25 protein-coding genes are annotated in these 23609 nt (G+C 74.0%); 9 read left to right on the top strand and 16 right to left on the bottom strand.

From position 1 onward, the window contains the following. Nucleotides 1-30: 30 nt before the first annotated feature. Nucleotides 31-300, bottom strand: a complete 270-nt coding sequence (locus tag ACIQVZ_RS25210; protein WP_350882685.1) for a GlsB/YeaQ/YmgE family stress response membrane protein — start codon at nucleotides 298-300, stop codon at nucleotides 31-33. 209 nt (nucleotides 301-509) lie between these two features. After that, complete coding sequence (locus tag ACIQVZ_RS25205) at nucleotides 510-1220, bottom strand: TetR/AcrR family transcriptional regulator (protein ID WP_402452978.1); 711 nt, start codon at nucleotides 1218-1220, stop codon at nucleotides 510-512. A 114-nt stretch (nucleotides 1221-1334) separates the two neighbouring features. Between ACIQVZ_RS25205 and ACIQVZ_RS25200 the strand changes: the two genes are divergently transcribed. Then, nucleotides 1335-2609 (top strand): FAD-dependent monooxygenase, encoded by a 1275-nt coding sequence (locus ACIQVZ_RS25200; RefSeq protein WP_402453068.1) that lies wholly within the window; start codon nucleotides 1335-1337, stop codon nucleotides 2607-2609. On the opposite strand, the gene ACIQVZ_RS25195 is transcribed toward ACIQVZ_RS25200, so the two are convergent. Beyond that, the gene (locus ACIQVZ_RS25195) at nucleotides 2593-4443 is read right to left on the bottom strand and encodes a hypothetical protein (protein ID WP_402452976.1); all 1851 of its coding nucleotides are present in this window, start codon (nucleotides 4441-4443) and stop codon (nucleotides 2593-2595) included. The genes ACIQVZ_RS25200 and ACIQVZ_RS25195 overlap by 17 nt on opposite strands. Before the next feature lie 320 nt (nucleotides 4444-4763). On the opposite strand from ACIQVZ_RS25195, the gene ACIQVZ_RS25190 reads away from it, so the two are divergent. Together ACIQVZ_RS25190 and ACIQVZ_RS25185 are read left to right on the top strand one after the other, a co-directional pair. Beyond that, nucleotides 4764-5393 carry a CBS domain-containing protein gene (locus ACIQVZ_RS25190; RefSeq protein WP_350882693.1) on the top strand — a complete coding sequence of 210 codons (630 nt, stop codon included), beginning with the start codon at nucleotides 4764-4766 and terminating at the stop codon, nucleotides 5391-5393. A 158-nt stretch (nucleotides 5394-5551) separates the two neighbouring features. Next, nucleotides 5552-6202, top strand: coding sequence for a beta-glucanase (locus ACIQVZ_RS25185; RefSeq protein ID WP_350882695.1), 651 nt, complete (start codon nucleotides 5552-5554; stop codon nucleotides 6200-6202). A gap of 10 nt (nucleotides 6203-6212) precedes the next feature. On the opposite strand, the gene ACIQVZ_RS25180 is transcribed toward ACIQVZ_RS25185, so the two are convergent. Further along, on the bottom strand, nucleotides 6213-6584 hold the full coding sequence (locus ACIQVZ_RS25180; RefSeq protein WP_350882697.1) for a hypothetical protein: 372 nt from the start codon (nucleotides 6582-6584) through the stop codon (nucleotides 6213-6215). Nucleotides 6585-6740: 156 nt separating this feature from the next. On the opposite strand from ACIQVZ_RS25180, the gene ACIQVZ_RS25175 reads away from it, so the two are divergent. Further along, nucleotides 6741-7109, top strand: coding sequence for a hypothetical protein (locus ACIQVZ_RS25175; protein WP_402452973.1), 369 nt, complete (start codon nucleotides 6741-6743; stop codon nucleotides 7107-7109). Nucleotides 7110-7228: 119 nt separating this feature from the next. Here ACIQVZ_RS25175 and ACIQVZ_RS25170 read toward each other — a convergent pair whose 3' ends face one another. After that, a complete protein-coding gene (locus tag ACIQVZ_RS25170; protein WP_063350702.1) occupies nucleotides 7229-7639 on the bottom strand; it encodes an organic hydroperoxide resistance protein in 411 nt (136 codons plus the stop codon). 116 nt (nucleotides 7640-7755) lie between these two features. On the opposite strand from ACIQVZ_RS25170, the gene ACIQVZ_RS25165 reads away from it, so the two are divergent. The 3 genes from ACIQVZ_RS25165 (at nucleotide 7756) to ACIQVZ_RS25155 (ending at nucleotide 9744) form a co-directional block, all read left to right on the top strand. Beyond that, nucleotides 7756-8229: a MarR family winged helix-turn-helix transcriptional regulator gene (locus tag ACIQVZ_RS25165; protein ID WP_063350703.1), complete on the top strand. Its 474-nt coding sequence runs from the start codon at nucleotides 7756-7758 to the stop codon at nucleotides 8227-8229. A gap of 256 nt (nucleotides 8230-8485) precedes the next feature. After that, a complete protein-coding gene (locus ACIQVZ_RS25160) occupies nucleotides 8486-9058 on the top strand; it encodes a sigma-70 family RNA polymerase sigma factor (protein ID WP_350882705.1) in 573 nt (190 codons plus the stop codon). Continuing rightward, the gene (locus ACIQVZ_RS25155) at nucleotides 9055-9744 is read left to right on the top strand and encodes a hypothetical protein (protein WP_350882707.1); all 690 of its coding nucleotides are present in this window, start codon (nucleotides 9055-9057) and stop codon (nucleotides 9742-9744) included. Before ACIQVZ_RS25160 ends, ACIQVZ_RS25155 begins: the two co-directional genes overlap by 4 nt. A 66-nt stretch (nucleotides 9745-9810) precedes the next feature. On the opposite strand, the gene ACIQVZ_RS25150 is transcribed toward ACIQVZ_RS25155, so the two are convergent. The 5 genes from ACIQVZ_RS25150 to ACIQVZ_RS25130 all read right to left on the bottom strand — a co-directional run bounded on the left by ACIQVZ_RS25150 (nucleotide 9811) and on the right by ACIQVZ_RS25130 (nucleotide 15521). Next, complete coding sequence (locus tag ACIQVZ_RS25150; protein WP_402452969.1) at nucleotides 9811-10479, bottom strand: GAP family protein; 669 nt, start codon at nucleotides 10477-10479, stop codon at nucleotides 9811-9813. A gap of 370 nt (nucleotides 10480-10849) precedes the next feature. Then, nucleotides 10850-12274: an argininosuccinate synthase gene (gene argG, locus ACIQVZ_RS25145; protein ID WP_350882711.1), complete on the bottom strand. Its 1425-nt coding sequence runs from the start codon at nucleotides 12272-12274 to the stop codon at nucleotides 10850-10852. 234 nt (nucleotides 12275-12508) lie between these two features. Then, nucleotides 12509-13039, bottom strand: a complete 531-nt coding sequence (locus tag ACIQVZ_RS25140) for a hypothetical protein (RefSeq protein ID WP_402452967.1) — start codon at nucleotides 13037-13039, stop codon at nucleotides 12509-12511. A gap of 74 nt (nucleotides 13040-13113) precedes the next feature. Next, nucleotides 13114-13803, bottom strand: coding sequence for a rhomboid-like protein (locus ACIQVZ_RS25135; protein WP_402452965.1), 690 nt, complete (start codon nucleotides 13801-13803; stop codon nucleotides 13114-13116). A gap of 71 nt (nucleotides 13804-13874) precedes the next feature. Beyond that, a complete protein-coding gene (locus ACIQVZ_RS25130; protein ID WP_402452962.1) occupies nucleotides 13875-15521 on the bottom strand; it encodes a serine/threonine-protein kinase in 1647 nt (548 codons plus the stop codon). A 215-nt stretch (nucleotides 15522-15736) separates the two neighbouring features. Here ACIQVZ_RS25130 and ACIQVZ_RS25125 point away from each other — a divergent pair, with 215 nt between their 5' ends. Further along, the gene (locus ACIQVZ_RS25125; protein WP_402452960.1) at nucleotides 15737-16444 is read left to right on the top strand and encodes a rhomboid-like protein; all 708 of its coding nucleotides are present in this window, start codon (nucleotides 15737-15739) and stop codon (nucleotides 16442-16444) included. Between the two features lie 69 nt (nucleotides 16445-16513). Here the strand turns inward: ACIQVZ_RS25125 and ACIQVZ_RS25120 are convergent, their stop codons facing one another. Both ACIQVZ_RS25120 and ACIQVZ_RS25115 read right to left on the bottom strand, forming a co-directional pair. Beyond that, nucleotides 16514-17407, bottom strand: a complete 894-nt coding sequence (locus ACIQVZ_RS25120; RefSeq protein ID WP_350882721.1) for a YhjD/YihY/BrkB family envelope integrity protein — start codon at nucleotides 17405-17407, stop codon at nucleotides 16514-16516. 159 nt (nucleotides 17408-17566) lie between these two features. Then, complete coding sequence (locus ACIQVZ_RS25115; protein ID WP_402452958.1) at nucleotides 17567-17896, bottom strand: hypothetical protein; 330 nt, start codon at nucleotides 17894-17896, stop codon at nucleotides 17567-17569. 261 nt (nucleotides 17897-18157) lie between these two features. Between ACIQVZ_RS25115 and ACIQVZ_RS25110 the strand changes: the two genes are divergently transcribed. Next, nucleotides 18158-19777, top strand: coding sequence for a YDG/SRA domain-containing protein (locus tag ACIQVZ_RS25110; protein ID WP_402452957.1), 1620 nt, complete (start codon nucleotides 18158-18160; stop codon nucleotides 19775-19777). Nucleotides 19778-19919: 142 nt separating this feature from the next. Here the strand turns inward: ACIQVZ_RS25110 and ACIQVZ_RS25105 are convergent, their stop codons facing one another. The 4 genes from ACIQVZ_RS25105 to ACIQVZ_RS25090 form a co-directional block, all read right to left on the bottom strand. Beyond that, a complete protein-coding gene (locus ACIQVZ_RS25105) occupies nucleotides 19920-20300 on the bottom strand; it encodes a VOC family protein (RefSeq protein WP_350882727.1) in 381 nt (126 codons plus the stop codon). A gap of 123 nt (nucleotides 20301-20423) precedes the next feature. Next, a complete protein-coding gene (locus ACIQVZ_RS25100) occupies nucleotides 20424-21386 on the bottom strand; it encodes an STM4011 family radical SAM protein (protein WP_402452955.1) in 963 nt (320 codons plus the stop codon). Beyond that, nucleotides 21383-22714, bottom strand: a complete 1332-nt coding sequence (locus ACIQVZ_RS25095; RefSeq protein ID WP_402452953.1) for an STM4012 family radical SAM protein — start codon at nucleotides 22712-22714, stop codon at nucleotides 21383-21385. The genes ACIQVZ_RS25100 and ACIQVZ_RS25095 overlap by 4 nt, the downstream gene beginning before the upstream one ends. After that, complete coding sequence (locus tag ACIQVZ_RS25090; protein WP_402453066.1) at nucleotides 22711-23607, bottom strand: STM4013/SEN3800 family hydrolase; 897 nt, start codon at nucleotides 23605-23607, stop codon at nucleotides 22711-22713. The genes ACIQVZ_RS25095 and ACIQVZ_RS25090 overlap by 4 nt, the downstream gene beginning before the upstream one ends. Nucleotides 23608-23609: the final 2 nt, after the last annotated feature.

Raw genomic sequence — 23609 nt, 5'->3', positions numbered from 1 at the left:
CTCCTGCCACCGGGGGCCGGGTCGTCCGGGTCAGCGGCTCGGGTGGGACTTGGTCCAGGCCGGGGCGACGAAGGCCACCAGGGCGACGGCGAAGCCGAGTTGGAGAAGGTGCCGGATCCAGTCGATGCCCGAGGTGTGGCGGACGCCGATCCATCCGGAGACGGCGTTGCCGAGCCACGCCCCGGCGGCGCCGAGCAGCATCGTCAGCCACCAGGGGATCGACTGCGGCCCGCGCAGGATCAGCTTGGCCAGTACGCCCAGCACGAAGCCGATGAGCAGAATCCACAGGAGCTGGAACATCGCAGTCCACCTTCCGGGCGCCGCCGGACTGACACCGGCGCGCCGAATCGCCGAGACGCGGTTCGTCCCATGATCGCCCGGATCGGCCGAACGGGCACGTCGGGAGCTTCTGCGGATCCGGCTGCACCTGCTCGGTCCCGAGCGCGCAGCCCGCCCTGCCCCCGGCTGTCGGCCCGGATCCCGGCGCGGCGGGGGCAGGGCCGGAGGCGTCAGGCGGTGCCCTCGCGGTGGGTGATCAGGGCGGCCAGGCCGTCGAGGATGCGGTCCAGGCCGAAGTCCAGGGCCTGATCGCGTCCGTCCTCCCCGGTCATGGCGGCGGCCAGGGCGGGGTAGCGGTCGGCGTGCTGGTGTACCAGTGTGCCCAGGGCGGTGAGGAGTTCGGCTTCGGGGGAGCCGTCGGGCCCGGCGGCGCGGGACTGCTGGGCGATGCTGCGGACGTGTCCGGCGAGCAGGACGGCGGCGTCCATCCGTTCGGGGCCGGTCAGTCCGTGGCCGTCGAGGGCGGTCACCACCCGTTCCAGCCAGGTGAGTTCCTTCGGGCCCATCACCCGGGGGCCGACGGTGGCGTCGAGCAGCCACGGGTGGCGGCCGAACGACTCGGTCAAGTGGTGTGCCCAGGAGGTCAGTTGGGACCGCCAGTCGTGGGCGTTCCGGTCCTGCGGGGGCTCGCCGACGGCGGCCTCGACCATCAGGGCGACGAGTTCGGCCTTGCCGGGCACGTAGCGGTAGAGCGACATCTTGGTGAAGTCGAGCAGCCCGGCGACCTTCTGCATCGAGACCGCGCCGAGGCCTTCGGCGTCCGCGATCTCGACGCCCGCCGCCGCGATCCGCTCCAGGCTGAGGGCCGGCTTCGGCCCGCGGGTGGGCTTGGCCGGGGGGCCCCAGAGCAGCCGCACCATGTCGTTCGCCGCCTCGCTCACATTCCGCTCCCGTTCTGGGGGTTGCTCGTCCGACCTAACTGCGTCTACCGTACACAGCGGTAAACAGTATCCGCTGGACGCAGTTTCTCGATCCTCTCGGACGGAGTGGTTTCCCTGAGTACCAAGGTCCTGATTTCGGGTGCGAGCATCGCCGGCCCCGCCCTGGCGCACTGGCTCGGCCGGTACGGCTTCGAGGTCACCGTCGTCGAACGCGCCCCGGCGCTGCGCGGCGGCGGCCAGAACGTCGATTTCCGCGGCCGCACCCACCTGACGGTGCTGGAGCGGATGGGCGTCCTCGACGAACTGCGCGCGCTCGACACCGGCGGCAGCCCGATGACCTTCCTCGGCGCCGACGGCCGCCGACTCCTGCACCTGCCCGCCGAGTTCGCGGGCGGCGAGCTGGAGATCCCGCGCGGCGAGCTCGCCCAGCTGTTGTACCGGCACAGCCGCACCCGCGCCGAGTACGTCTTCGGCGACTCGATCACCGCCCTGGAGGAGACCCCGGGCGGTGTGCGGGCCGCCTTCCGGCACGGCGCGCCGCGCGAGTTCGACCTGGTGGTCGGCGCCGACGGGCTGCACTCCAACGTCCGCCGGCTCGCCTTCGGCCCTGAGCAGCGCTACGTCCGCCACCTCGGCTACTACGCGGCCACCTGGCAGTTCCCCAACGACCTCGGCCTGCCGCCCGGTTCGGTCGGCCTCAACGTCCCCGGCCGGCTCGCCTCGATCGGCGCCGACCACCGCGACCCGGCCCGCGCGGGCGCCTTCTGCCTCTTCGCCTCGCCCGAACTGCGCTACGACCGCCACGATCAGGAGCAGCAGAAGGCCCTGGTGCGGGACGCCTTCGCGGGCCTCGGCTGGCAGGTGCCGCGCCTGCTGGAGAGCCTGCGGCACGCCCCCGAGCTCTACTTCGACTCGATCAGCCGCGCCGACGTCCCCACCTGGTCCAGCGGCCGGGTCGCCCTGCTCGGCGACGCGGCCTGCGGGGCCACCATCGGCGGCATGGGCACCGGCACCGCCGTGGTGGCCGCGTACGTCCTGGCCGGTGAACTGGCCCGGGCCCGCGGCGACCACCGCACCGCCTTCGCCCGGTACGAGCAGCTGCTGCGCGGCTACGCCGAGGGCTGCCAGAAGGGCGGGGACCGCACCGGCCCGTTCCTGGCGCCGCGCACCGCCACCGGACTGCGCGTGCGCAACGGGCTGCTGAACCGGCGCTGGGTGCTGAACCGGATGCTGGAGCTGGGCAAGCAGGTCTCCGGCGTCGAGCTGCCGCACTACGAGCTGCCGGAGTACGAGCCGCTTGAGAGCGAGCTGCCGGGCAACGAGCGGTTGGAGGGCGAGCTGCCGGAGTACACGCGCGAGTCGGCCGGTCGGTTCAGTGCGGCGGGCTGATCCGGGCGCCGCCGTCCAGGGCCGCCTCCACCTGGACGGTCGCCCGGGCCGGGCGCTCGACGGCCAGCGTGTGGTCCGGGGCGGGCCGGTCGGTGGACCAGTCCGGGCCCTTGACGGCGAGCCGGGTGATCCGCCGGCTGCCCGCCGCGAGCAGGAACTCCGCCCCCTGCGGGGATCGCCACCAGGCCCAGCCGACGACGTCCTGCTCGAACCGGCTGCACGCCCGCCCCGGGCCGCCGCCGGTGCGCTGCGGGCCGCGGGCGGTCGGCAGCAGGACGGCGGTGGCGGCGCTGCCCTCACCGGTCCAGCGGTCGGCGCGCAGGCAGACCCAGGACGCCGAGCCCGCGTTCTGCGGCAGCGGCTGCACCGCGAAGGCCCACAGGTTGAGCTGCTTGACGCCCGGCGTGCCGTCCGGGACGGCGCAGCCCGCGCGGGCCCAGGCCAGCAGCGCGTCCTGGCCGGTGGCCTCGCGCGGCTCGCGGGCCGGCTGGGTGCGGTCCGGCGGCGGGGAGTAGGTGAGGTGCGCGGGGACGAGCCCGCCGAGGTCGGTCAGCAGGAAGGCGTGCTTCTCCGCGATGGCGGGGGAGGAGTGCAACTGGAGCACCGTGGCGCCGTGGCAGTCCGCGAGCCCGCCGCCCGGGACCGCCGCCGTGACCCCGTCAGGGTGCTCCAACGTCCGCGCGGGGGAGTCGGGTTGGTCGATCCGGCGGGTCTCGGCGGCGTCCACCCAGGGGGCCAGCAGATAGCGCACGGCGGTGCCCTGGCGGCGCAGCACCACCGCGCCCGCCGTGGTCACGTCCGAGTCGTCGGCCCGGGCGAGGTCCAGACCGCCGTCGCGCCCGTCGGTGTAGCGGGCGAGCCGCCGGCCGTCGAACAGCACCACCACGGCGGTGCCGTCGACCGTTCCGGCGAACAGCAGCGTGGGCGGGGCGACGGGCGGCGTGGCGTCCACGCCCGGCTCGGCGCGGGTCTGCGGGCCGGGCCGCTCCCAGGCGGCCAGGGCGCGGCCGAGCAGTGCGCCGTCGTCGCGGCGGTCGCCGCGGGCGGGCCAGGCGGTGAAGTCGACCCGCGCGGTGTGCTGCCACCGGTCCGGCTCGATCCGGGTCAGGCGGGCCGGGTCGGCCGCGGCGCCGGACGGGGCGGGCGCGGGGCGGGCCGCGGGCGCGGCAGGCCCGGAGTCGGCCACCACTGCCGCCGTCGTGCTGAGTCCGAGCAGGACGACCAGCAGCGCGGCGCTCCACGTCCGGCGGCGGCGCAGCAGGTCGGTGGGCTGGACCCGCACCGCGCACGGGTCGAAGGCGGGCGGCTCCGGGTCCGTCCCGGCGGTCACGCCGGCCGCCGCCGCGACGGCCGCCTCGGGGTGCTCGACCCCGGCCTGCCGCAGTGCCTTGGCCGCCTGCTCCGGTGTCAGCCCCTCGACCGCGCGCAGGGCGAAGGCCGCCCGGGCGGGGGCGTCGAGGGCCGCGAGTGCGTGGTTCAGCGCCGCGTCCTCCTCGCCGCCGTGCGGGGTGAACAGCCGCAGTCCCCAGATCCGGGGAGCGGGCAGCCGCCGCGCGGGGTGCGGCCGCAGCGCGGCGTGCAGCACCCGCAGGCGCAGTGCGGCGTACACCGGATCCTCGTCCGCCGCCGACGGGCCGGCCGGGCGGGTCCAGCGGGAGGGCAGGGCGCGCTGGACGGTCGTGTGCGCGGCCAGCACCCGGCTGTGCCGGTCCCGGTCGGCGGGCAGCGCGAGGTACGCCAGCCGGGCCAGCCTGCGGTAGTGGCGCACCAGCGCGGCCTCGGCCTGGGCCACCGGGCGCGGCGCGGCGCCCTGCGCAGGCGATGCCGTGCCCATCGTCCGTCCTGCCAACGTGCCCTCCCCGGATGCCGTGCGTGCTGTCGTGGTGGACGGTCCAACGAGTCGATCATGTGATGGTTGCGCCGTCCGGGTCACCGGGTCGCCGGGTTGCCGGTTCGGAGGTGTCGGTTCGGTGCGGTGTCGGATCCGTGTTCGGCGGGCGGGTCCAAGGTCCCACCCGTTCAGCCCCTTGGCCCCTGGCGGCCGGTGCCGCCGGGCGCGATGCTGCCGGTACCGGCCGGGACGATCCGTGCCCGGCCGCAAGAGTGTCGTGGACGAGGTGAACCGGCGTGCGGCATGCCACCGTCGAATCAGTGATGACCAGCCCCGTGGTCCGGGTCGCGCCCGAGACCGGCTTCCGGGAGATCGTCGCGCTGCTGACCGAGTACGACATCACCGGGGTGCCGGTGGTGGACGCGCAGGGGCGCCCGCTCGGGATCGTCTCCGAGGCCGACCTGCTGCGCACGCTGGCCGCGCAGGAGGATCCGGGCGCGCTGCTGCCCGCCCCCGAGGCGGCCCAGGCCGGTCCGGGCGGTGCCGTGACCGCGGCCGACCTGATGACCGGGCAGCCGGTCTGCACGACCCCCGGGACCAGTGTGGTCGCGGCGGCCCGGCTGATGAGCCGGCACGGGCTGAAGCGGCTGCCGGTGCTGGACGAGGACGGGCGGGTGACCGGCATGGTCAGTCGCGGGGACCTGCTGCGGGTGTTCCTGCGCGAGGACGTGGTGATCCGCCGGGAGATCGTCGAGGAGGTGCTCGGCCGGATCGACGGGGTGAGTCCGGCGGAGATCGGCGTCGAGGTCGATCAGGGCCGGGTGGTGCTCAGCGGTACGGTGCCCGAGCCGTACCTGGTCCCGATCGTGCTCAACCTGTGCCGCTCGGTGGACGGCGTGGTCTCGGTCACCGACCGGCTCGGTGCGGGCGGGGCGGCCGCTCCGGTGGGCTGATCCGGCGATCCTGCGATCTGTCGATCCGTAGATCCGACCGCTGTGCGCTGCTCCGGCCCGAGCGTCCCGCTCCGCATACTGCGGAGCGTAGCGGGTAACTCACCCTGTGTGCCTGGCGGGTCGAACTGCCGGGGCGCCGGAGCACAGGGGAGGCGGCCGTGGCGGTCGTGTTCGACGCGGACTTCACTTCGACCAGACAGTGGACCGCGGGGCGCAGCAGTGCCTACCCGCGGATGGGGCCGACCAACCGGGGCGACCACAAGCTCGACTACCTCGGCCGCGGCTACTGCCCGGGCGGCGTGTTCAGCGCCACCCGGCGGCTCGTCGGCGGGCTCTGGACGTGCAACCTGCTCACCACCGAGGGCAGTCCGGACGGCTTCCAGGCCCGCACCGGCGACCAGCTGTCGGCACGCATCACGCTGCCCGTCGGGCTGGGCGCCTGGCCGGCCCTCTGGACCTGGCGGAACGGCGGCAACGAGGTCGACCTCTTCGAGTACCACCCCGACCATCCGGACCTGTTGGAGTTCTCCAACCACGTACGGGGCGGTTACCGGTACTGGCACGGCGCCGGCTCGGGGATCGCGCCCGGGGCGACCTTCGACCTGCGGGTCGTGCTCGGCGCGAACTCGGTGGACTGGTACGTCGAGGACGAGCTGGTCTACGCGGACCTGCACGGGGTCGGCCCCAGCTGGCAGGCGTACCTGATCGTCAACCTGTCCGTCGCGGACGGCACGTACCACGACCGGCCGCCGCTGCAGGGGCCGGACCGGCTCAGCTGGGTCTGCCACAGCCTTCAGGTCGAGCGCTGAGCGTCCCGCCTCACGGGGCGAAGGTGGCGGTGACCGGGCCGCGCGGACCGGAGCGCTGGAACCAGACCGTCCGGCGGTGCGCGCCGATGTGCGCGGGGTGGGTCACGTACAGGTCGTCGCGCGGGGCGCGTTCGTTGCCGGGGGCCAGGGCCGCGTCCACCGCGCGTGCGGCGATGGCGTGCAGCAGGGCGGTGGCGGTCGCGTCGGCCGCGGGCGGTGCGATGGCGAGCGCGGTGAGTTCGGCCCAGAGCGCGGTGGAGACGTAGCTGATCGGGGAGTGGCCGAGCGCGGGGAGGGGGCGGTGGTCCCCGTGGCGCCGCAGCACCCCGGCCGCGACGAGCTGCTCGGGCGAGCGGTCGTCGGCCGGTGGGTGGTGGTTCATGGGCGTCAACGCTACCCCGGTGGGCCGGGCGCTGAGCGCCGGAACGTTTTCTCAGGCTTTCTTCAGGGCGCTTCGGCCCGGTGCGGGCGCACGATGGTGGTGAGGCGCTGGTCACCTCGGCGGGCCCCGGTTGCGGGGCCGGAGGAGGAGGTCCCGATGAGGTACTGGCACGGACACGGCCACGTCCTGGGTGGCTGGGGCATCGGCGTGATGGCGGTCATGACTCTGCTGGTCCTGCTGGTGCTGGTGCTCGCCGCCATCGCCCTGTTCCGGTACCTGTCGCGGTCGCGCCGACCGCTGCCGCACGGCCCGGCGGGTCCGGGTGCGGGCCCGGGCTCGGCGGCTTCGGGTGCGGCGGCTTCGGGTGCGGCGGGGCCGGGGTGGGGCGCACCGCACGGCGCGGTGGGCGGGCCGACGCCCGAGCAACTGCTCGCGGAGCGGTTCGCGCGCGGCGAGATCGACACCGAGGAGTACCGGCACCGGCTCGACACGCTGCGCTCGGTGAACGGGCCGGGTGACGGCTGAGCCGGGGCGCGGACGGGCCCGCCACACGGTGGTGCGTGTGGCGGGCCTGTCCGCGGTGGCGGCCTGGCCGGCGTTTGCGTAGCCCGTTCGGCCTACCCGGCGTGCGTGGCCTGCCGGGCCTATTCGACGACCAGCTCGACCGGGATGTTGCCGCGGGTGGCGCGCGAGTACGGGCAGACCTCGTGCGCCTGCTTGACCAGCTGCTCGCCGGTCCCGTCCGCGAGTGCCTCGGGCAGCTCGACGCGCAGCACGACGGCCAGGCCGAAACCGGCGCCGTCCTTGCCGATGGACACCTCGGCGGTGACCGAGACCTCACTGGTGTCGACCCGGGCCTGGCGGCCGACCAGGCCGAGGGCGCTGGCGAAGCAGGCCGCGTAGCCGGCCGCGAACAGCTGCTCGGGGTTGGTGCCCTGGCCGCTGCCGCCGAGCGCGGGCGGCATCGCCAGCGCGAGGTCCAGCTGCCCGTCGGAGCTGACGGCGCGGCCCTCCCGGCCGTTGGCGGTGGCGGCTGCGGTGTAGAGCGCGTCCATGGTCGGTTCCCTTCGTGTGTTCCGGCGGCCGCAGGGCCGCCCTCCGGAGATAAGTAGAGCACGCAATTCAATTGCGCACAACTAAATGGCGTGGGGGTGATCGGTACCATGGAGTCATGACCACGCTCCCCGGCATGGCGGACGAGGAACTGCTCCGCCTCGACCAGCAGATCTGCTTCTCGCTGAACGCGGCCTCCCGCGCCTTCGGCGGCGTCTACCGGGTGCTGCTGCGCGACCTCGGGCTCACCTACCCCCAGTACCTCGTCCTGCTCGTGCTCTGGGAGGACGGCGACCTGCCCGTCAAGCGGATCGGCGAGCGCCTGCGGCTCGACTCCGGCACGCTCTCCCCGCTGCTCAAGCGGCTGGAGGCGGCCGGACTGGTGCGGCGCGAGCGCAGTCCGGAGGACGAGCGGTCGGTCACCGTCAGCCTCACCGCCGAGGGCTCCGCCCTGCGCGAGCGGGCCGGACGGGTGCCGCGCCGGCTGTTCGACGCGACCGGGCTGCCGGTCGAGGACCTGGCCGCGCTGCGCGTACTGCTGGAGCGGGTGACCGCCGCGCTGGACTCGGCGGTGGTGGAGCCGGCGCCGTAGTCGCGGCATCCGCCCTGTCAAATCGGACGGCCCGCGACCTGTGACGTGGGTCACGTGCGTCCGGGCCCCGGGCTCCTGTCGGGGCCGAACCGGCAGGTCAGCGCCGGTGTTCGAAAGTGAACGGAAACGGTCGCCAATTGTCCGCCCGATCCGGTCAACAACCCGGGCCGCCCGGACGGTTACACCACGAGCCCCCAGGGGCCGTCGGCGTGCCACCCGGTGGGCCGGCCAGCTGACCCACGAAAGGGGGGCGCGTGTGCTGAACACCCCCGGGCCGGGCGAGAAGCGGGACCTGCGGGCGGACCCGCTCGGCGCGCTGCCGGCCGACTTCGAGGCCTTCTTCACCCGCGAGCACCCGGGCTACCTCCGGTACGCCCAGCAGCGCCTGCGACATCGCGAGGACGCGCAGGACGCCGTCCAGAACGCGGGCGCCACGCTCTACAAGAACTGGCGCCGCGCCCTGGCCAGCGCCGACCCGCAGGCCTTCGCCTTCAAGGTCGTCAAGGACGCGGTGGTGGACCTCCTGCGCGAGCGCCGCCGCGCCGAACGCAAACGGCTGCGCGTCATCGCGCAGCGCCGGCCCGACACCAGCCAGGACGAACTGGACCAGCTCGCCGAACTCGACGCGCTGGACTGGGCGATGGAGGAACTCGCGCGCGCCGCCCCGGTCCAGGCCGACGTCGTCCGGCTGCGCCAGGCGGGCCTGTCCTACCCGGACATCGGCCGCAGCCTCGGCATCGCGCACACCACCGCCCGCACCTACTACAGCCTCGGGCGGCGCCACCTGGAATACCTGCTGGAGCAGCCGGACGACGGGCAGGCCCCGTGAAGGTCACCGAACTGCTGCGGGCGGACGCCGCCCTGCTGGAACGCGAGTTCCGCGACCACGACCCGGCCGCCTTCACCCGCCGGCTGGCCGAGCGGCTCGCCGCCGGCCGCCGGCCCGCGCCGCCCGCCCGCGAACGCCCGGCCCGCCCGCCCGCGAACGCCCGGCCGCCGCACGCCTGCGGCGAGCCCCCGTGGGCCGGCGGCCGGACGGAGCTCCGACGCGACCTGCGGCACCTGTGCGCCACCGTGGCGGGCGCGGTGGAACCGGGCGAACTGGCGCTGGACCTCGAACTCGCCGAGAAGACGGCCTTCCGCACCCTCGGCTGCCTGCTCTACGGGATGGGCCGCACCGCGGACGGCGTCTTCTGGTGGCGGATCGCGACGCAGTACGGCGACCGGCTGGCCGTGCACTGCCTGGCCGTCCACTACGCGGCCGAGGGCGAGACCCGGGACGCGGCCCGCTGGGCCGCCCAGGCCGAGGACCTCAGCGCCCCCGGCCACCTGCCCGCCCTGGCCCCGGACGCCGGGCCGGGCGGCGCCGCGCAACTGGCGCGGGAACTGGCCGAGCGCTACGACGGCGAGATCCTGCTGACGCTCAGGGACGTGCTGGCGGTGCGCCCGGGGGCGGACGGCGGACGGCTGGGCCTGCGGTCGGTGCGGGGGAGAGGGGTGGTGCGCATCCGGTGAGCCGGGCGGTGGGGCGGTGGTGGGGGGAGAGCGTCGGCGGCTGCGGGGCGGCGACCGAGGTCCGGCTCACGCGAGCCCGGTGATGGCGTCGCCGACGTACCCGGCCCCGACCACGGCCAGCACGGTGGTCGTGATCGCCGTGCTGTGCGTGGCCAGCCAGGCCTTCCACTCCCCGAGGGTCCGCGCCGAGCGGTCCCCGCGGAGCAGGTGGACCACGAGCGGAAGCAGCGTGCACAGCGAACCGATCAGCACCATCAGCGCGGCGGCCGCCACCCTGCCCCCGACCCCGGCCGTACTGGCGGCGATCGAGGCCGCGCCGCCGACGGCCAGCGCCAGGTTCTTGGGGCCGGCGGTGACCAGGGCCACCGCGAGACCGGCCGACCGGCCCGCGCTGAAGCGGCCCACCTCCCGCATCCACCTCGGCGGCGCGGTGACGTGCCCCGCGCGGGGCCGGTCGCGCCACTGCTTCCAGGTCATCAGGACGAACAGGACGCCCAGCGCGAGCTCCAGCCAGTACGGCCAGGCCGGTCGGCCGCCACCCGAGGCCAGTGCGCTGCCCGCCGCCACCACGACCGCCACCACCGCCGCCAGGCCGGCCGCCCAGCCGGCCGCGAAGGCGAGCCCGATGGTCCGCCCGCGCGGTGCGGCCAGCATCAGGACCACCGCGACCAGCGCCGGCGGGCTGATCGCGATGCCCACCGCCGACGCCAGCATCGAACCGACCGCCTCGCCCATCCCGCTCCCGCCTCCTCGCCGTCGCCCGGGCCCGCCCGGCGGGGCCGCCGCCCGGGCCCGCGTCCGGTGGAGCCGCTGCCCGGGGCCGTCCGGTGAAGCCGTCGCCCGGGCCTGCTCCCGCCGGGCACACGTCTGCCCCATTCAGCTACGCCCGGGGCCGCCGCGCACGGCCGGGGCCGCTGTGCGGGTGAGGTCCGGAGGGCTGGGGCGTGTCTCATCATTCGCGTCGGATCAGCGCCCAACGCCGCGCGCCCGGCGGGAATGATGAAACACGCCCTCGGGCCCGGAACGGACGCGGTTCGCCCGGAACCGCCGAGGGCCGCCGCACCGGTGTGGTGCGGCGGCCCTCGGCGGTGATGACGGCAGCGGATCAGTCGGTGCCCGACTCGATCGCGGCGCTGTCGAGCGCGGTGGACTTGGCCGCCAGCGCCTCGGCGTCCGGGCCGGCGGCGGCGATCGGCGCAGCCCCGCCGGGCGCCAGCTCGCCGATCAGGCCGCTCCACGGCGCCAGCTGGCCGTGCACCGCGTACTGCTCCAGCTTGTCGCGCGAGTCGGCGATGTCGAGGTTGCGCATGGTCAGCTGGCCGATGCGGTCGTCCGGGACGAACGCGGCGTCGACGCTGCGCTCCATGGACAGCTTCTCGGGGTGGTAGCTGAGGTTCGGGCCCTGGGTGTCGAGCACCGAGTAGTCCTGGCCGCGGCGCAGCCGAAGCGTGACGCTGCCGGTGACCGGCTGGCCGACCCAGCGCTGCAGGCTGTCGCGGAGCATCAGCGACTGCGGGTCGAACCAGCGGCCCTCGTACAGCAGCCGCCCGAGCCGACGGCCCTGGGTGTGGTAGGTGGCGACGGTGTCCTCGTTGTGGATCGCGTTGAGCAGCCGCTCGTAGGCGGTGTGCAGCAGCGCCATGCCAGGGGCCTCGTAGATGCCGCGGCTCTTGGCCTCGATGATGCGGTTCTCGATCTGGTCCGACATGCCCAGGCCGTGGCGCCCGCCGATCCGGTTGGCCTCGTGCACCAGCTCGACGGCGTCGGCGAACGCCCGGCCGTTGATGCGGACCGGACGGCCGAACTCGAACTCGATCGTCACGTCCTCGGTCTGGATCTCGACCGCCGGGTCCCAGAAGGCCACGCCCATGATCGGGCTGACGATCTCCATCGAGGTGTCCAGGTACTCCAGCCGCTTGGCCTCGTGGGTGGCGCCCCAGATGTTGGCGTCGGTGGAGTAGGCCTTCTCGGCGGAGTCGCGGTACGGCAGGTCGCGCTCGGAGAGCCAGGCGGACATCTCCTTGCGGCCGCCGAGCTCGGTGACGAACCGCTGGTCCAGCCACGGCTTGTAGATCCGCAGGCTGGGGTTGGCGAGCAGACCGTAGCGGTAGAACCGCTCGATGTCGTTGCCCTTGTAGGTGGAGCCGTCGCCCCAGATGGAGACCTCGTCCTCGTGCATCGCGCGGACCAGCAGGGTGCCGGTCACGGCGCGGCCGAGCGGGGTGGTGTTGAAGTACGTCTGCCCGGCGGAGCGGATGTGGAAGGCGCCGCAGGCGAGGGCGGCCAGGCCCTCCTCGACCAGCGCCGCCCGGCAGTCGACCAGCCGGGCCTGCTCGGCGCCGTAGGCGCGGCCGCGAGCCGGGACGTCGGCGAGGTTCGGCTCGTCGTACTGGCCGATGTCGGCCGTGTAGGCGTAGGGGACGGCGCCGTGCTCGCGCATCCACGCGACGGCGACGGAGGTGTCCAATCCACCGGAGAATGCGATGCCGATCCGTTCACCGACCGGCAGCTTGCTCAAGACCTTCGACATGCATGCACCCTTGACCCGCGAGGCGCGGGCTCCTGACTTAGCGACGTGTGAGGGGATTCGGCGTATCCGATGCCCGCACTCTGGCATAGGTTTGCAGAGTACCGCAAGAGCATACGATCGGCTCGGCGAGGGGTGGCCGCTCCTGATGCCGCCCCCCGCCGTGGCCGCTCGGTGGTCGCATGGCGTCAACCCGGTCCTCTCCCAGGCGCGTTGGGTGAGGTTGGGTGAGGGGGGTCAGGAGGTGCTGTCGGCGTCCGGCCCCTGGGCGCGCAGGCGGCGGACGTTCTCCAGCGACTCGCGCAGTTCGGTGAGCCAGGTGTCGGAGTGGCGCTGCACCAGGCGGACGCACCAGGCGAGCGCCTCGCTGCGGCTGCGGGCGACGCCCGCCTCCACCAGGGTGTCGAGCACCTGCCGTTCGGGCTGGCGCAGCCGGGTCATGACGGGGGCGGAGAGGGTGGTGAACATGCCCCTCAGGTCGCCGCACTCGGCGCCCCAGGAGACCTTGCGGCCGTAACGGTGCTCGGCCTCCCGGGCGACGGCGATCCGGGCGTCCCTGGTCCGGTCGCGGAACTCGGCGATCCGGCCCTCGAACGCCGCTTCGCGCTCGGCGTCCGAGGCCGTCCGGTCGAGGGTGGGCTCGGTGATGCGGCCGACGATGATGATCTCTTCGCGGTCCGCGGTGATCTCGACGAGATCGGTGAACAGGTCGGCGGGGAGGCGGCCGGTGAACCACCCCCGGAGCTCTTCGGGCGAGGTTGTAATCATGTAATCAGCATTACTCGGGGCGGGGGTGATCGCAAGACCCCGGGAGGAGCGAGGGGAGGAACATCGGAGGGCCGTCAGCGCGTGGCGGAGACCGGCAGTCGGGCCCGGGCCCGCGCCCGGCTGCGCAGCCAGGGCGTCCGCGCGGCCAGCGCGCCGAGGCCGAGCGCCACCAGGTGCCCGGCGTCGGCCAGTTGCTGGTCCAGCGCCCAGGTCACGGCCAGCCCCAGCCCGAGCGCGGGCAACCCGAACCGGCGCAGCGGAGCCGGGCCCAGGGCCAGCAGGCAGCCGGCGGTGCCGACCAGCCCGTAGCTGATGCCGACGTCACGCGCCCGGGACAGCGCCCCCGGGATCCGGGCGGTGAGCATCACCCACATGGCGCCCTCGGTGAGCAGGGTGGCGCCCAGGTGCCCGAAGACGAAGACCGCGCCGGCCCGGGCCGGGCCCCAGCGCCACTCGGCCAGGCCCAGCACCACGGCCACCGCCGCGATGCCCGCCCAGGCTGGCACCCCGTCGACCACCAGCCCGCTGGTGAACATCGTCCACCACTTGCCGACCTCCATGTGGTGGACGTTGCTGCTGTTGTGCCGGACGAACCGGGCGCGGGCGCCGTGGCTCTGGCCGGCCAGCCAGCAGGCCGTCGCGGTCAGCAGCAGCACGTACACCGTGGTCAGCCGCAGTCGGTCCACCACGCGCAACGCCGGGTGCCGCGCTCCGGGGCCGGCGTCGATACCCGCAGGTGCGATCGTCGTGCCGCGCTCGCTCATCGTGCCCGTCGCCCTCGCTGTGCGGTCCCGGTGGTGCCGCCCGGCAGCCCCCGGCGGCCCGTTCCGGGCGGTCAGAGCGCCAGCGTACGCCAGCCCCGGGTGATCTCCTCGCGGACCGAACTCGCGTTCGGCGCCGGGACGCCCGGGGCCGGAGCGGCCGTCAGCAGCTCCAGCAGCGCCGCGCCGTCCGCCGGGCGCCCGGCCGGGTCGGCGTTCAGCGCGCGGACCACCACGGCGGCCAGCGCCGGGTCCAGGGCGTGGACGGCGGCCAGCGCGGCGGGCTCGGGCCCGGTGTCCACGATCCGGCGGATCACCGCGCCCGTGCTGGTCGCCGCGAACGGGCTGGCGCCGTGCGCCGCGCAGACCACGCAGCAGGCCCAGGCCCAGATGTCCGCGGCCGTGCCGACCCGGTCCTCGCCGAACTGCTCGGGTGCCATGTAGGTGAGGGTGCCGGGGCCGCCGCCCGTCATGGTGAGCCGGGTGCCGTCGACCAGCGCCGCGATGCCGAAGTCGAGCAGCCGCGGGCCCGCGGTGGTCAGCATGATGTTGGCCGGCTTGAGGTCCCGGTGGATCAGGCCGAGCCGGTGCACCCCGGACAGGGCCACCGCCAGCGCCAGCGCCAGGGCCCGCAGTGCCTCCGGCGAGCGGACCGGCCCCTGCTCGCGCAGATGGGCGTCCAGCGGGCGACCGTCCAGCAGCTCCATCGCCAGGTACGGTCGGCCGTCGTCCACCCCGCCGTCGAGCACCCGGGCGGTGTAGGCACCGGAGACCATGGCCAGCACCTCGGCCTCGCGCTCGAAGCGGAGCAGCAGCTCGGCGTTGTCGAGGAGTTCGACGTTGATGGTCTTCAGTGCCACCTGCGTCGCCGCGCCCTCGCGCCGGGCCAGGTACACGGTGCCCATTCCGCCGGAACCGATCCGGCCGAGCAGGTGGTAGCCGCCGATGGTGCGCGGTTCGCCCGCGCGCAGGGGCTGGTGCGGGACGGCGCCGACGGGCGCCGGGGCGTACGGGGAGCCCGGTGCGTACGGGGAAGCCGGGGCGTACGGGGCCGTCGGTGCGAACGGTCCGGGTTGTACGGGTTGTGCGGGTTGTGCGGGCGGGAACGCGGGCGTCGTCGTGGGCGGGACCGCCGCTGTGGACGGGGCGGTGGAGCGGTGGCGCCCGGCGGCCACCACGGCGACGATCTGGAACACCAGGGCGGCCAGCAGCAGTCCGACCGGCAGCACGAACACCCCGAGCACCCCGCGCAGGACGAACCAGCCGGCCACCCGGAGCCGGGTCGAGCCGCTCGACCACACCGCCGGAGGCATGCCGGTGCGCAGCAGGCTGCGCTGGGTCAGGAACCAGAGCAGCAGCCAGAGCACCAGGACGGTCAGCACCGACCCGAGGTAGTAGTACCTCGCGCCGTCGCGCGGAAGGTGCAGTCCGACGGCCAGGTAGTGGGAATTCGAATCGTCGATCGGCATCTGCAGCACATGGGAGGTGACGGTGCCCTGGGGGCTCATCAGGGCCGTCAGCCCGCCGGCGCAGACGAGCCCCACCGCGACCTCGCCGAACAGCGTGGCGAGGCCCTTCGCGCCGGTGCCGCCGCTCAGGGCCGCCAAGGCCCGCTGCCGCACGTCCCGCTGAAAGCGCAGCAGCAGCGGCAGGCTCACCAGCCGGACCGCCACCGCCACGCCGATCACGATCAGTAACGCTGTGCTGAGCGTCGTGTTCACGCGTCCCGCCCTTCCCCCTGCTGTCGGCAGACGGAGTGTAGCCGTCCCGTACTATCACCCGATCGTGGCGACGGGCCCGGCCCGGGCGCCGTACCGAAGGCGAAGGGGTACCGCGGGAGACCGTCCGCGAGACCCGCTCACCCGAAGGGCGCAGCGCGCCGGCGCGCCGGGGGCCGCCCCGGGTGAGGGTGAAGGGAACCGTCGAGGAGGCGCCGATGACCGGTGGCACCACCAACGCGCCCGGACACCGGCGCCCCTGGTGGGCACGCCTCGCGCGCGCGGTCCGGACCTATGTCCGCCGGGCCCCGGGCACCTACGTCTGGCTGGCGATCCTGCTCGCCACCACGCAGGTGATCCGCCACGTCGACAGCGCGACCGCCGACCGGATCCTGGAACGGCGCTCGACCAACCTGCACCACCTCCAGGTCTCACCGGTGCGGGTGCTGATCACCAGCGCACTGTGGATCGCGGGCGCCGGGTGGCTGGGCTACTTCCTGCTCTACAACCTCTTCCACGTGCCCGCCGAACGCTGGCTCGGCACCCTGCGCTGGATCTCGGTGGCGATGATCGCGCACGTCGGCGCGACCTACCTCAGCGAGGGCCTGCTCGGGTGGGCGATCCACCGCGGCATCGCCCCGCCGAGGGCCGTCTACACGCTCGACTACGGCGTCAGCTACGCGCTCGCCGGGGTGGTCGCGGTGCTCACCTATCTGATCGTGCGGCCCTGGCGGTACCTGTATGTGGCCGGTGTGCTGGTCTTCTACGGCCTGGGCGTCGCGCAGAGCCGGGACTACACCAGCATCGGCCACTTCAGCGCCGTGCTGATCGGCTTGGCCTGCTATCCGCTGACCCGGGACCGCCCGGGCTCCTGGGACCCGGTCGCCACGGGCCGGCTCGTCCGACGGCGGCTGCGCCGGCGTTGACGGTGGCGTTGACGGTGGCGGTGGCGGTGGCGGTGGCGGCGGTGGCGTTGGGGGGTTGGTGGTGGCTGATCAGCCGGTGGTGCGCGGGGGCCCCGGGGCGGGCGCGCCCAGGTAGACGTTCAGCGGGGGCCCCTGGGCCAGTACCGCCCCCGCCGTGACGGAGAAGGTGATGGCGGCGCAGAGCGCGATCAGCCAGGACAGCAGTATCAGCACCAGCCCCAGCGAACCGTACTGGGCCAGACTGCGGTTCAGCGCGCCCGGCATGTAGACATGAGCGGTCAGCGACATCGCGGTGGCCGCGGCGGCCGTCAGCAGCGCGCCGGGCAGCAGCGGCAGCCAGCCGACCCGGGCGCTCAACAGCAGGTGGGTGGTCCACCACCAGACCACGAAGGACGCCGCGAAGGTGAGCGGCAGGCCCAGCCAGAAGCCGACGCCGAAGCCGTCCCGGAGCGAGCCCTGGAAGACCAGCACCGTCAGCCAGGCCACGATCCACAGCAGCCACCGCCAGGCCGCCGTCCGGGTACCGGCCTTCGGCAGCCGCCAGGCGTGCTCGCAGACCCGGGCCACCGCGCGGCTGCAACTGGTCGCCGACAGCAGTGCCATCAGCACGCCGATGATTCCGGTGGTGCCTCGCAGGTCCCCGTTGCCGTACAGCGCCTGGCGCAGCTCCTGGTCCGAGGCGCCGGAGACGCCGAACAGCGCGCGGAGCGAGGCCACCAGTTGGTCCCGCACGTCGGCCGGGGCGAACGCGGCCACCGCGAACAGCAGCGGTACGGAGGTCAGGAAGATCTGGGAGGCCATCCGGGTGGCGGCGTCCAGCAGTCCGGGGGAGAGCAGCCGGGCCGTCAGCTCGGTGATCACGGGGAAGCGCCGCTCGGCCTCGGCCCGCTCCCGCTCCCACCGCCCGCGCCCCCTGGCCAGCCGTTCCCGCCAACGGCCGGCGGCCTCCCTCACCGACCTCATCCCTCGGTCCTCCCGCAGTGGGGCAACGATCCGCCCCAGTCAAGGCCAGCCCGGCCCGCCCCGCCACCGGAGCTGTCCGTCCGCAGGCGGGGTGGGCGGCGTCGGGGGTCGGGTATGGGGAACGGGCGTGGTGCGGTGTGGTGTGGTGTGGTCGTGGGCCTACCGTCGGGGCGGCAGGATCGTGGGGCTCGTGGGACTCCGCCCGATGAGGGTGTTGAGCACGTTGAGGGCCGCCTTCTTGCGCGGGGCCTTGCGCGACCAGACCGCCGGGCAGACGACCCCGAAGAAGAACAGCAGCACCACGACGAGGCTCGGGGCCGCCGAGATGATCGCGATGGTGTTGTTGCTCTGGAACCCGGCCGCGACCGGGCCTGCGCCGGTCGCGGCGACTCCGGCCGGAGCGAGCCAGCGGGGGCCCGGTGCGGGCGGTGCGGTGCCCGTGGCCTGGGCGCTTCCGCCCGACGCGGGAATCCCCGTACCCTCGTGCATGTAGTTCTCCGGGTGTTGGTGGGGCTACGAGTGATGACGGCTTCCTGTTGACGCAGGGAGCCGTCGCTCCGTTGTGGGGCGTACGGCTCGTACCGACAGTGGCTACGATGACAGAGCTGCGGAAGGCTGAAAAACCGCAGAAAACATCGCGGGACTTGAGGAAGTGGATGTTGGTCCAGGTCAGGGGCGCACTGGTGTCACCGATGTGACTCACACCACAGGAAACGGGAGAGGGAATGTGAGGAATATCACGGTGGGGATATGGCGCGCAGGCTCCCGCTGAGTGGAACGGGCCCGCTGGTCTCCTTTGCCCGCGAGCTCCGCGAACTCAAGGAACGGTCCCGGGGCACGGTCGAGACGGTCGTCGCGCGAGGCGCCTCGCGGACGGCGGTCTACGCCGCCCTGAACGGATCCCGCCTGCCGAGCGCCAAGAACCTGGACGCCATGGTCGAGGCGTGGGGCAGCGGCAGCGAGCTCGAACGGCGGCAGTGGCACGACCGGCGACGTACCGCCGAGGAAGGCCTCGCGGAGGCGGCCCGGCGGCAGGGCGCGGCGACGGCGGGCCGCACGCCCGAGGAGGAGGACTTCACCCGCGCGCTGCGCGGACTGTGGAGCAAGGTCGGCGACCCGTCGACCGAACGGGTGGCGCGCCACTGCGGCCTGAGCGCGCGAACCCTCGACTCCTACCTGGACGGACGGACCATTCCGACGGAGTCGCGGCTTCGCGAACTCTTCGACGGGCTGTCCGCGCTGCGCGCCGATGACAGCGCCTGGCTGGCGGCCACCCGGGACACCTTCCTCGGGGAGGTGCTCTTCCGCGCCCAGACGGCGCGGCAGGAGGAGCGGGCGAGGGTGAGGGAACTGGCCACGGCCCTCCCGGAAGGGCAGGCTCCCGTCGAGTTCGGCCCGTTCCCCGACGGCATCGGGCCGGTGCCGGGCGTACGACTGGGCCAGGAGTTCGACAACCGCCGGACGCTCTCGCTCGCCGGCGTGCACCGGCCGCTCCAGGCCGGTATCTGCGGTCTGCGAGAACTCGGCGCGGAATCGATCGTGGTCTCCGGTGGGTACGAGGAGGACGAGGATCTCGGTGATGTGATCCTCTACACCGGGGAGGGCGGGCGGAGCCCGCAGACGGGGCAGCCGGCCCGGAACCAGCAGCTGACGCGCGGCAACGCGGCCCTGGCGACGAGCGCGGCGACCGGGGCCCCGGTCCGCGTGGTCCGGGGAGTCACCACCGCGACCCGCTCCTTGTACCGCTACGACGGGCTCTTCCGGGTCGAGGACCTCTGGTCCGAGACCTCCTCCGGCGGTTTCCTCGTGTGGCGGTTCCGCCTGGTCGCCTTTCCCCCGGCCGAACAGGCTGCGGCAGTCGCCCGGGTATCGGATCGGGTGACGGCTCCGGTAGCGGCATCGGTGACGGAGCGGGTGACCGAGCGGGTGGCGGATCGGGTGACGGCTTCGACGGATGAGGACGGTCGGGAGGCGGGGCCGGTCCGATCCGCGACATCGGTCGAGCGCGTCGTCCGGAACACCGCGATCGCCACCCACGTGAAACGTGCGCACGACTACACCTGTCAGGTGTGCGACGTCCGCATCATGGTCCCGGGCGGCGCCTACGCCGAGGCCGCACACATCACGCCCCTGGGGAGACCGCACCACGGATCGGACACCGTCGACAACGTTCTCTGCCTGTGTCCCAACCACCACGTGATGTTCGACTTCGGGATGCTGATCGTCAACGACGACCTCACGGTGGTGAGCCGCGACGACAGCTCCGTGGTGGGCCGACTGCGAGAGACGGCGGATCACGTCGTCGACCGGAAGCGCCTCGCGGAGCACCGGCTGCGGCACGGGGTTCCCCGCAACGAGGGCATGCGCTGACCCCTGTCCGGGCCGGGCAGGAGCAGAACCGGTCGTACTGGCCCGGCCGTTGCGGGTGGGGGCCGGTCGTCCGGCGGTCCCGGGGCCGCTGCCCCGTCTGCTCGTGGTGAGCGGGCGGGGCAGCGGATCGGGCCCGGGGGCGCTAACGGCCGACGGACTGGGCCAGGCAGAGGATGTTGCCCTCGCTGTCCTTGAACCAGGCAGCGCGCAGATTGTCGCGTTCGGCGATGCCGTTGACGGTCTTCAGCCCGGGGAAGTCGTACTCCTCGAACGTGATGCCGCGCTCACGCAGAGCGGACATCGCGTCGTCGAGGTCGGTGACCTTGAAGCTGGCGAGGGTGTGGGCGGCCTGTCCGCCGCTGGGGGTGTGGTAGATCGTGAACTGGGTGCCGCCGCAGTCGCAGACCAGTTCCTCGTCGGTCTCCTCGGCGAGCTTGAGGCCGAGGGTGTCGGTGTAGAAACTCCTCGCGCGGGCGAGGTCGGCGGCGGGGATGACGGCTTGCAGTGGTGCGTCTCCAAGCATGGCGCTTCGCCTCCTCCTGCTTCCAGGCTAGGGACGTCGGCGGGCGGGCGCCCACGGTGCGGTGGGTGGCGGCGGGGCGTGTGCGGGCGACTGCCGGGTGTTGCCGCGTCCCGCCGCCCGGTCTCAGCCGCGCTGTGGCCAGTCGTGTGGCACCCGCTCCAGCACGCCGGCGCCGAACAGCTCGTACAGCGGCAGGGTCTCCAGGTGGACGTAGCCGATGTGGCAGTCGCAGATCGGCAACGGGCAGCCGCGCGACCGTAGTCGGGTGCGGTAGGAGCCGTCGTACAGGTTGCCGAGGACGTCCCGGACGAAGTGGCAGCGGCGGACGGTGCCGTCGCCGTCCACGGAGAGCACGGACTCGCCGGTGCGGCAGGGACGGTCGGCGCTGGGGTGGGCGTGCCGGCTGTAGCCGAAGTGCGGGTCGACGGCCGCCCAGTCTGCGGCCTCGGCGTCGGTGTAGGTACGGCCCTCGGCGGCGTTGACCCAGAGGTAGACGCCTGCGGCGAGCTCGGCGCGCAGCCGGCGGGCCTCGGCCAGGTGCTCGGGCTGGCCGACCACGCCGACGCTGTAGCGCACGCCCAGGGCGTCCAGCTCCCGGCACTTGGCGAGGAAGCGTTCCCGGGTGACCTGGCCGGGGTGGTACGTCACCCAGAGCGCGAGGGTGTCGGGATCGGCCTCGGCGAGCCAGTCGGTCCGGCAGCTGAGGTTGGTCTGGATCGCCACCCGGCGTACGTGCGGGAGCTTGCTCAGCTGGACCAGCGTTCGTCGGTACCACGACCGCACCAAGCCCTCGCCCCAGGGCGTGAACAGCACGGCGAGGGTGTCGCCGCTGCCCGTCCGTCCGGCCGCCCAGCCGGTGAACCGCTCCAAGGCCGCGCGGTCGGCGCGCAGTTGATCGGGTGTGTCGCGGCGCTTGGCGAACGGGCAGTAGGGGCAGTCGTAGTCGCAGGAGGCGAGCGGGCCACGGTAGAGCAGGGTGAGGTCGCGCCCACGGTCGGCCGCGCCGGTCTCGCCGGCCGGTGCGCTCTCGGCGCTCGGTGTGCGCGGTGCGGGCGGGGTGGTGGACGGCAGCCCGAGGAAGGTCATTTCGCCTCGTACGCCGTCATCAGGGCCCGGACGTCGGGCGAGAACAGCATCGGCCCGACCGCGTCCGAGTGCGCCAGGCCCTCCGGGCTGAGCACCAGGCGGTCCTGGTCATCGGCGAGCCAGCCGCGGGCGGTGAACTCGGCCAGTTCCGCCGGGAAGTCGGCGGCCGGTGTGCTGCCGAAGCGGGCCCGGTAGTTGGCCAGTGGCATGCCCTCGGCCTGGAGCAGGGACTGCACCAGGTGCCGCCGGCGTGGCTCCTCGCCGCTCATCCGGTGGCCCACCTCGGCGTGGTGGAAGTCCTCGGTGGCGACGAAGTCGTCGATGATTCCGCGCACCTCGGTGGCGTTCACCGCGTAGTCGAAGGAGTAGTGCAGCCGCGAGGTGTAGGAGCGGGCGCCGCAGCCCAGGCCGACCATGCCGTCCGTCTGGCAGGCGTACTCGCTCGCCCCGGCCTGCGGGGAAGCGGCGCGGCGGAACATCCGCATCGACACCTGCTGGTAGCCGTGGGCCAGCAGGTGGTCGCGGCCGGCGCGGTAGAGCGCGAGCCGGCGGGTGTCCCAGGAGGAGTGGCTCTCCTGCTCGCCGCGCCGGGCCAGGCCGGTGAGCGGGCGCACGTAGAGCGGGTAGAGGTACAGCTCCTCGGGCTGCCAGGCGAGCGCGGCGTCCAGCGAGTGGAGCCAACTGGCCTCGGACTGGCCGTCGATGCCGTAGATGAGGTCGATGTTGAGCACCGGGAACCCGGCGGCACGGATCCGGTCGAGGGCGGCCTCCACCTCGGCCCGCTTCTGCGGGCGCACGGCGGAGCGGGCCTCGGCGTCGACGAAGGACTGTATGCCCAGGCTCAGCCGAGTGGTGCCCCGGGCGGCCAGGACCTCCAGCCGGTCGGCGGTCGCGGTGGCGGGAGAGGCCTCCACCGAGAGCGGTATCGCCCGCAGGTCGGCGCCCATCCGCCGCTCGGCGATGTCGCACAGCCGCTCCAGCTCGCGGGCCGTGAGATAGGTGGGTGTGCCGCCGCCGAAGGCGGCCAGCGCGAAGCGCGCGCCCTCGTCCAGCGCGGTGCGGACGGCCACCGCCTGGCGCTCCAGGGCGTCCAGGTACGCGGTGGTCAGGCCCTCGGGGCTGCCGATCCTGGTGAACAGGTTGCAGAAGCCGCACCGGACCTCGCAGAACGGGATGTGCAGGTAGAGCGAGAGTGCGTCCTGCGCCTCGCCCGCCCACAGCTCGCGCAGCCCCGGGCGCTCGGGCAGCGGGCGGTAGGCGGTCTTGTGCGGGTAGGCGTAGACGTAGGACTGGTAGGGCGAGTCGGGCCGCGGGGGTGCGGTGGTCATGCGCGCTCCTCGACGGTGGCGGTGGCGGTGGCGGTGGCGGTGGCGGTGGCAGGGACGGCAGCGGCGGTTGCGGCGGCGGCATCGGGGACGGCTGTGGGGATGGTGAAGTGGGCGTACGGGACGGTCCAGACCACCTCGTGGCCGATCCGGTGCCCGGTGTAGCCGTCCTCGCCGTACGCCGTGCCGTGGTCGGAGCAGACGATCGCGAAGCAGGGGCGGCGGGCGCTCATCGCCGCGAAGAGCCGACCGATGTGGGCGTCGACGTACTCCAGGGCGGCGGCGTGGCTGGCCCGGGAATCGCCGTGCTCACGGGTGGCGCCGGGCAGGTGGAACCAGTTGGGCTGGTGCAGTGCCGAGACGTTCAGGAACAGGAACAGCGGTTGCCCGGCGGGCTGTTCGGCGGCGATCCGCTCCGCCCGGGCGACCTGCTCCTCGAAGGACGTCGGGGACGGCACGCCCATCCCGGGCTCCCAGTGGCTCTCCTGGAACAGGCCGGGCAGCACCGAGCCGAGCGGGCCCTGCTTGTTGAAGAAGCCCACGCCGCCGATGCAGACCGTCCGGTAGCCGGCGGCGGCGAGGGCGGTCGGCAGATCCGGCGCGTCGAACACCCAGGTACGCGGGGCGGTGCTCTCGGAGCCGGCGAAGCGGGCCGCGAACAGGCGCGGGTGGGGGCCGTCGGGGGAGGCCGGGGTGGGTAGGAAACCGGCCAGGATCGCCTGGTGGGAGGCGTAGGTGAAGCTGCCGGGCGCGTGCCGGCGCTCCCAACGGCCGCCAGGGAGGAAGGCGGCGAGGTGCGGGATCCGGCCTGCGGCGGCCAGTTCCTCGGCGACGTCGAAGCGGAGCGTGTCGAGTGTGACGAGCAGCAGCTCGTGTGTGCCGACGACCGCGTTCATGT

The sequence above is a fragment of the Kitasatospora sp. NPDC098663 genome (genome assembly GCF_044760075.1).
Taxonomy (GTDB): Bacteria; Actinomycetota; Actinomycetes; order Streptomycetales; family Streptomycetaceae; genus Kitasatospora.
This window is presented reverse-complemented; position numbering and strand designations above follow the sequence as displayed.

Coding starts and splice junctions, on each gene's coding strand:
- ACIQVZ_RS25170 (WP_063350702.1), bottom strand. CDS start 7,639: ATGGACGCGCTCTACACCGCAGCCGCCACCGCCAACGGCCGGGAGGGC.
- ACIQVZ_RS25090 (WP_402453066.1), bottom strand. CDS start 23,607: ATGAACGCGGTCGTCGGCACACACGAGCTGCTGCTCGTCACACTCGAC.
- ACIQVZ_RS25165 (WP_063350703.1), top strand. CDS start 7,756: ATGACCACGCTCCCCGGCATGGCGGACGAGGAACTGCTCCGCCTCGAC.
- ACIQVZ_RS25210 (WP_350882685.1), bottom strand. CDS start 300: ATGTTCCAGCTCCTGTGGATTCTGCTCATCGGCTTCGTGCTGGGCGTA.
- ACIQVZ_RS25115 (WP_402452958.1), bottom strand. CDS start 17,896: ATGCACGAGGGTACGGGGATTCCCGCGTCGGGCGGAAGCGCCCAGGCC.
- argG (WP_350882711.1), bottom strand. CDS start 12,274: ATGTCGAAGGTCTTGAGCAAGCTGCCGGTCGGTGAACGGATCGGCATC.
- ACIQVZ_RS25100 (WP_402452955.1), bottom strand. CDS start 21,386: ATGACCTTCCTCGGGCTGCCGTCCACCACCCCGCCCGCACCGCGCACA.
- ACIQVZ_RS25180 (WP_350882697.1), bottom strand. CDS start 6,584: ATGAACCACCACCCACCGGCCGACGACCGCTCGCCCGAGCAGCTCGTC.
- ACIQVZ_RS25125 (WP_402452960.1), top strand. CDS start 15,737: ATGACCGGTGGCACCACCAACGCGCCCGGACACCGGCGCCCCTGGTGG.
- ACIQVZ_RS25120 (WP_350882721.1), bottom strand. CDS start 17,407: ATGAGGTCGGTGAGGGAGGCCGCCGGCCGTTGGCGGGAACGGCTGGCC.
- ACIQVZ_RS25190 (WP_350882693.1), top strand. CDS start 4,764: ATGACCAGCCCCGTGGTCCGGGTCGCGCCCGAGACCGGCTTCCGGGAG.
- ACIQVZ_RS25135 (WP_402452965.1), bottom strand. CDS start 13,803: ATGAGCGAGCGCGGCACGACGATCGCACCTGCGGGTATCGACGCCGGC.
- ACIQVZ_RS25110 (WP_402452957.1), top strand. CDS start 18,158: ATGGCGCGCAGGCTCCCGCTGAGTGGAACGGGCCCGCTGGTCTCCTTT.
- ACIQVZ_RS25150 (WP_402452969.1), bottom strand. CDS start 10,479: ATGGGCGAGGCGGTCGGTTCGATGCTGGCGTCGGCGGTGGGCATCGCG.
- ACIQVZ_RS25140 (WP_402452967.1), bottom strand. CDS start 13,039: ATGATTACAACCTCGCCCGAAGAGCTCCGGGGGTGGTTCACCGGCCGC.
- ACIQVZ_RS25095 (WP_402452953.1), bottom strand. CDS start 22,714: ATGACCACCGCACCCCCGCGGCCCGACTCGCCCTACCAGTCCTACGTC.
- ACIQVZ_RS25195 (WP_402452976.1), bottom strand. CDS start 4,443: ATGGGCACGGCATCGCCTGCGCAGGGCGCCGCGCCGCGCCCGGTGGCC.
- ACIQVZ_RS25105 (WP_350882727.1), bottom strand. CDS start 20,300: ATGCTTGGAGACGCACCACTGCAAGCCGTCATCCCCGCCGCCGACCTC.
- ACIQVZ_RS25175 (WP_402452973.1), top strand. CDS start 6,741: ATGAGGTACTGGCACGGACACGGCCACGTCCTGGGTGGCTGGGGCATC.